Source organism: Bacillus sp. JJ1532, assembly GCF_036965085.1.
Taxonomy (GTDB): Bacteria; Bacillota; Bacilli; order Bacillales; family Cytobacillaceae; genus Cytobacillus.
The window spans coordinates 1-5,791 of the sequence record NZ_JBALOW010000099.1 but is presented as its reverse complement, the minus strand read 5'-3'; the positions used below and the strand labels follow the sequence as shown (position 1 = coordinate 5,791).

The following is a 5,791-nucleotide window of genomic DNA, read 5'->3' as shown; positions in this document are numbered from 1 at the left end:
AACCCCTCTTAACTACCTTTAACCATGGGTTTCCGTGGCGAAGAGCGTTATAAACCCCTCTTATCTACCTTTAACCATGAGTTTCCGTGTCGAAGAGCGTTATAAACCCCTCTTAACTACCTTTAACCATGAGTTTCCGTGGCAATGGACGTTATCATACCCTCTTAACGACTTTCGAACATGATTTTCTCACTCGAAGCCCCAGTTCAAGGCGCTCCCGCTTTTCTTATCAAAATTTGAAAAGGTCCCTTCCCCACGGGGATTGTTTTGATTATGTCTAGATTTTCCGGATCTACAATATGAATATCATTGCTGTCATAACCAGCTATCATTAAAAACTGATCGAGTAAAGCCATTTCAAAAGGATTTGCACCAATTACTTTAGAATTGACTACTTTTCCTTCCATATTTAATTTGTAAAGCATGCTTGTCCCGTGGCTTAGTGCAAATACATGATGATTAAATTCCAAAAAATTCACAGGCATCGTTGGGGCCGGGATTTTGTAAATTAACTCGGCCGTTTCTGAATTGTACACATGAATATCCTTTTCAACCACGGCACCCGCACCATGTCCTCCAATCCAAAGCTCATTCCGATTATCATTTAGCCATGCCCCTGCAGCTGCTGGGTGTATATGATAGCTTGAAACATTTTTTGTGTTATTCAAGTCAACCACTGTTAGTTTTTCCTTACTGAAACTTAATACATATAGTTTTTTATCCTTTTCTGATTCAAGGATGGTTAATGGATTATTTTCCGTCCTAATTTGCGATTTCTCTTCACCATTCATATCAAATAATCTGATTTTAGCAAGATTTTGATCCACTAACGCAATATAGGAATTTGTTTGAAGCAGCACCCCATTGACAATTCCTTTGCCTGTTTTCCAGCTATCAATCTTTTTTCCGGATTTTAAAGAAAATAAATCAACTGTCTCAACCTGTTTTCCAAATAGTATAATTGTATCTCCATCTGGAAAAATAACGGCACCTGTATAGGGCTTTTTTAGCTTCCAATCGGAAAGCTTTTTCATATTCTCTATGTTAATGAAAGAAACAGACATATCCTTAATATTGACAGTTGCAGCAATAGAAAGATCTTCTTCAATAGGCTGAAATTTTTGATTCGTGCATGAAGATAATAATATTGCTGTCACAAATATAATCAAAAATCGGAATAATATAGGCACAGGCTTCTCCTCTTTTAACCTTTTTTCCATATTATATGGCCTATATGTGTTTAATTTGTGAAGTTCATTTTGATGATTGGACGCTTTTTGTAAACTCCGTCAGCTCTAGATGCAATTGAATTAAAGCGATTTTACTTTGGTCAGATAGCTCTGATTCGATGATTCTTTTTGTTGCCATATGATACTTTTCCATTAATGATTTTCGCACTCTAGGATGAGCGTTTTCATCCTTCAGCTCCCTGACAATAGCTTCTTTTAATATTAATTCCGCAGACTCGTCAGCTAAAAGGGAACGATTTTTCCATAACTTTCGATATTCATCTAATAAATTTTGATAATACATGATTACATCACCATCTAATTTTAATAATAGGTCTTTATCATTCCATTTTTACATAAAAAAAATCGGATATGCAAAAAATAGTTAAAATAATGTTGAAGGGAGATAAATTAAGTTGAGTACACCATATTGCTGTCCAAATTGTAAAACAAATCGGAGCCGTTTTAATATTATTAGACAGGTTCCGCAATCCGTTAAACTCGACCCGCACACAGGAGAAATTGTTGAAGAATTTACAAACGACAATTTAAGCCCTTTCCATATGGCATACAAAGGACCAGAAATTAAAGTACAATGCGGTTCCTGCGGATTAGTAGAAGATGAAAGAACGTTTATTAAATTTGGGGAAAGATAATTAGAAAAGTAGAAGCGCCTTCGGAACATCAAAGGGCAAATGTTCCTGCGAAGAATATTCGCAGAAGCTTTCCTTTGTGTCCACCCCCGACAAGCACAAGACGAGCCTCCCGGAAAGGTGAGCTCTACCTTTCAGGATTGGCTTGTGACCTCGAGGTCGACAAAAACGCGACGTCCTCCCAAAAGCTTCACTTTTGGTCGTGCGATGATTACGCTTCCGAAGCCTTCCTTGTCCTGTCGCATTGTCGACACTAGTACGTCCTGTACGGCGGGGGTAGGCGCTGGAGCTAGACAGAAAAAACTTGAGAAAATCTCAAGTTTTTTATTGTATATCCTGCATAAACCGAAGTGTATCTATTTTCCATGCATCTGCATGTGAAAATCGCACTAAATATATGTTTCCATTAAAGCTCTTTCTTCCTTTATTGTGAATGATCATATCTATTTCTACAGGTACTTCGATGTTTAATTCATTAGCTAGATCCTCGACAGGTAAAATGGCCATCCTGTTCAAATTAATATTTTCAATCTTCTTGAGATTGCCTTTCCCTTTCGTTTCCTGCAGCGAAAAGGCAGATACGATGCTAGCATCCTGCTGTTTATACCCTGCTATATAAGCACTGATTATTTCATAAGGGTCCGCATTGCCAGCGTATTCCTTAAGCCTTCCAGCTGCTTTTAATATCATTAATTTATGCGATAGATCCATAAAGTTTGTCCGATGTGTCGTACTGCCATGAAAATGAATACAAAAGTGACCAGGAAAGTTATTTTGCAAAGCACCAGCACCGTGAGGCATCCCATGCATGGAGGCTGCAATCCATTGTCCTTTATGAATAACGATTATCGCTCTCCTCTTCCAGCTCCATTTTCCATTATAGATTTCCTTCATTACTTTTGTTTCATTTGATGTTAATGGCTGAACATCGGCATGATGACTGCCAGCTCTTCTTTGTACTTTAAACTTTTTACCTGATTCTACATCCAAGACGGTGAACTTTGAGTACTTAGGCAAAATCTTATTAACCTGATCCCACGGGAGCATTTCGATTTGATGTCCCACCATGTTTTCATTTGCCTGAACATTTGTATCATAGGTACAAGCAGATAAAAACAGTAGAAATGCAATGAAAAATTTCATTTTCTCCACTCAATTTCTTAGTTTAATTTCTTATTCCTCTAAGAAAGTCTTCCAAAAAATCGACCCATGTATTCATTTTCATACAAAAAATCGTGTTGATCACACGATTTCATTAGGAGCTTGATTCTTTTTTCTCTAATATTTCCAACTGGCTTTCTATCTCCTGCCAATTTATCTTTTCACCGATAAAAACTAAGTTAAGGGGCATATTCATATTTTCCTGCAAATAGACAGGCATGCCGTATGAAAATTGAAAGAGAAAAGGATATTTCGAATAAGAAAATTTAATATACCCTTTTATCCGGTACATCGTATCAGGAAGATTTCTTAAAAAGTTTTCAAATTCACCTTGATCCACCGGCTTTTCAAACTTATAAACATAAGAGCTTAACTTTAATTCCTTCTTTACATGGGAATTCGCCGGTTTATCTTTTGTACTAAATGACAAATTCTTTATATACTCGATAGGTACTTTTGAGAATGCAGTTAACACGGAAAAAGCATGAGAATTTAGTGCCTGTATTTCCATTGATAGTTTTGCTTGCTCTGCTTCAGTTAAGACATCAGTTTTGTTTAACAGAATTAAATCAGCGTGCCTGACTTGTTCCATTAATAATTGCTGTACTTGAGGACCCAATGTTTTCCTGTTAAGCCACCTCATACCGTCAACTACTGATATAATACCTTTTACATGGATTTTATCTGCGAATAACGGCGAGAGTACTGCATCTAATACCTCAACTGGGTGTGCCGCACCTGTTGCTTCTATATAAATAACCTCTGGTTTTTCAACCATTAGCAGCCCCTGAAGCTGAGCCTCTAACTTATCTTGAATGGAGCAGCAAATACATCCATCCAGCAGTTCTTTAAGTGGAACATCCTCTTCAATTGCGTCTGAATCAATTGATACCTTTCCAAGCTCATTCATCATGACTGCTACTTTTCGATTTTGCTTCTTTTCCTCGATTAATAACTGCTTTAATAAGGTTGTTTTCCCGCTGCCCAAAAACCCTGCCAATACATATATATCCGTCTTAATCATGTATCTTCCCGCTCTCTCCTATGATCCTCATATATTTCTACGATCATCTTTTGCAATTTCTTCTCTAAAGAACTCATGTTTAAATTTATTAAATAGCCTACTGGGTGAAACATTTCCATCTTGCATTTCCAAATAGGAATATAGCCATTAGGATAATATACCCCATTTTTTTCTACACCTATTTCTAAATAAGAGTTATAGCTATCTAAAAATAGATCTTCCTTTGACGCAGATATTCCTTTTTTTTCACGTATAAGCTCAATCATTAACGATTCAGTCAGTATACGAAAATCGTCTTCATATTTTCCTTGAAGCTTTCTTCCTAAATTTTCGCACTGTTCCTCAATCCTAGCTACCTCTTGTCTAATCTGTTCATTTAGGTGAACAATTTGTTTCAAGAAATCACCTCTTCACACTATGCCTAAAGACACATTTTATCTGATTTTCTTGAACGTTACAATTGTAACGACCCGGAAATAAGAAAACGGGCATGAGCCCGCTTTCTCATTTTTCATGTAAAAAATCCTTAATCGCTTCTTCATTTTCCATAAAATCCAATTGTAAAACAGATCCTGCATGCCGATATTGTTTATTTTCAAAACTGTTGGAAATGGGTACTCTTAATGTTTGAACATCATTAACCGGATTTAACAGAAAGCTGGCACCGAGAGAAAAGGCATCATCGAACTTCAAGTCTGTTTCTACATAATGCATCGTGTGCTTAATCATTTCTGGGAATTTTGCTATTCCATCAATCGTTGCAAATTGTTTAATGGCCTGATCCTTTAATGAAATGAGAACCTCCTGCTGTCTATTCACCCTTCCAAAATCACTCATTTCATCATGCCTAAATCTTACGAAGGAAAGAAGCTCTTCACCGTGAAGTTTTTGCTTTCCTGGCTTTACACTTAAATTCATATCGTCAATCATCGCTTGAGAAACCTCAACCTCAAGACCATCAGGGGCAATTGTGTTCATTATGCTAATAAATCCTTTAAAATCAATGACGGCAATATGATCAATGGTTACTCCAAAGTTTTGTTCAACCGTTTGTTTAAGCAAGTCCTTTCCTCCGAGAGAATATGCATGATTGAGCTTGCTATAGGTCAATGGATGAATTGGAATTTTCACATAACTATCTCTCATCAAGGAAACAAGTTTAATCTTTTTATTAACTGGCTCATACCGAGCAAGCATAATCGTATCAGAACGTGAATTTCCTTCTCTCCTGCTATCAACGCCAATTAATAAAAAATTCTTTGGCTCTTTTGCCATTTTTAATGGCTCTGGCGGTATAGATGGAATGTTTTTTTCAATTACTTTTTCTATAACATTCTTCGGTTTGGGAAGATCATCTTCTTTATGATTTCTTTCAGAGGAAAAGGATGTACACGCAGTTAGCCCACCACAAATGAGAAATAAAATGAACCATCGTTTAATCAACACATCACCTCTTTACATGGAGCATCTATTTATGATTTATTTTTTTTAAAAAATAAAGGGAGCAAAATCTTAGACTGCCTTAATTTAATTGTTGGATGGAAGCGATGTTTCTATACCCGGTGTGTTTTTCTAATGCAAAAAAGCACTTTCAGCTGAAAGTGCTTTTTACAAAATTATCGCAGATTAACGGGCAGTAAGACCCCCACTTCAAGAAGTTGAGTAAAACATAAATTTCTAAGTGGGGATCAACAGCCCGTAAAGGCCCGATTATAGGAACACAG

Annotated in this window: 7 protein-coding genes; 1 reads left to right on the top strand and 6 read right to left on the bottom strand. The window is 36.7% G+C overall.

Annotation, left to right across the window (positions count from 1 at the left end):
- Positions 1–206: 206 nt before the first annotated feature.
- Positions 207–1,190 (bottom strand): YncE family protein, encoded by a 984-nt coding sequence (locus V7122_RS23260; RefSeq protein WP_335529521.1) that lies wholly within the window; start codon positions 1,188–1,190, stop codon positions 207–209.
- Positions 1,191–1,254: 64 nt separating this feature from the next.
- Complete coding sequence (locus tag V7122_RS23255) at positions 1,255–1,533, bottom strand: hypothetical protein (RefSeq protein ID WP_335529518.1); 279 nt, start codon at positions 1,531–1,533, stop codon at positions 1,255–1,257.
- Positions 1,534–1,645: 112 nt separating this feature from the next.
- Between V7122_RS23255 and V7122_RS23250 the strand changes: the two genes are divergently transcribed.
- Positions 1,646–1,885, top strand: a complete 240-nt coding sequence (locus V7122_RS23250; protein WP_335529515.1) for a DNA alkylation repair protein — start codon at positions 1,646–1,648, stop codon at positions 1,883–1,885.
- 321 nt (positions 1,886–2,206) lie between these two features.
- Here the strand turns inward: V7122_RS23250 and V7122_RS23245 are convergent, their stop codons facing one another.
- The 4 genes from V7122_RS23245 to V7122_RS23230 form a co-directional block, all read right to left on the bottom strand.
- Positions 2,207–3,025: a hypothetical protein gene (locus V7122_RS23245; RefSeq protein WP_335529512.1), complete on the bottom strand. Its 819-nt coding sequence runs from the start codon at positions 3,023–3,025 to the stop codon at positions 2,207–2,209.
- Between the two features lie 112 nt (positions 3,026–3,137).
- Positions 3,138–4,067 (bottom strand): CobW family GTP-binding protein, encoded by a 930-nt coding sequence (locus tag V7122_RS23240; RefSeq protein ID WP_335353655.1) that lies wholly within the window; start codon positions 4,065–4,067, stop codon positions 3,138–3,140.
- Positions 4,064–4,465, bottom strand: a complete 402-nt coding sequence (locus V7122_RS23235; protein ID WP_335529510.1) for a hypothetical protein — start codon at positions 4,463–4,465, stop codon at positions 4,064–4,066. The genes V7122_RS23240 and V7122_RS23235 overlap by 4 nt, the downstream gene beginning before the upstream one ends.
- 106 nt (positions 4,466–4,571) lie before the next feature.
- The gene (locus V7122_RS23230) at positions 4,572–5,513 is read right to left on the bottom strand and encodes an LCP family protein (RefSeq protein WP_438824016.1); all 942 of its coding nucleotides are present in this window, start codon (positions 5,511–5,513) and stop codon (positions 4,572–4,574) included.
- Between the last annotated feature and the right edge of the window lie 278 nt (positions 5,514–5,791).

What these genes read in the sequence shown, in the direction of transcription:
- V7122_RS23245 (WP_335529512.1), bottom strand. Translation starts at nt 3,025, where the DNA reads ATGAAATTTTTCATTGCATTTCTACTGTTTTTATCTGCTTGTACCTAT.
- V7122_RS23240 (WP_335353655.1), bottom strand. Translation starts at nt 4,067, where the DNA reads ATGATTAAGACGGATATATATGTATTGGCAGGGTTTTTGGGCAGCGGG.
- V7122_RS23255 (WP_335529518.1), bottom strand. Translation starts at nt 1,533, where the DNA reads ATGTATTATCAAAATTTATTAGATGAATATCGAAAGTTATGGAAAAAT.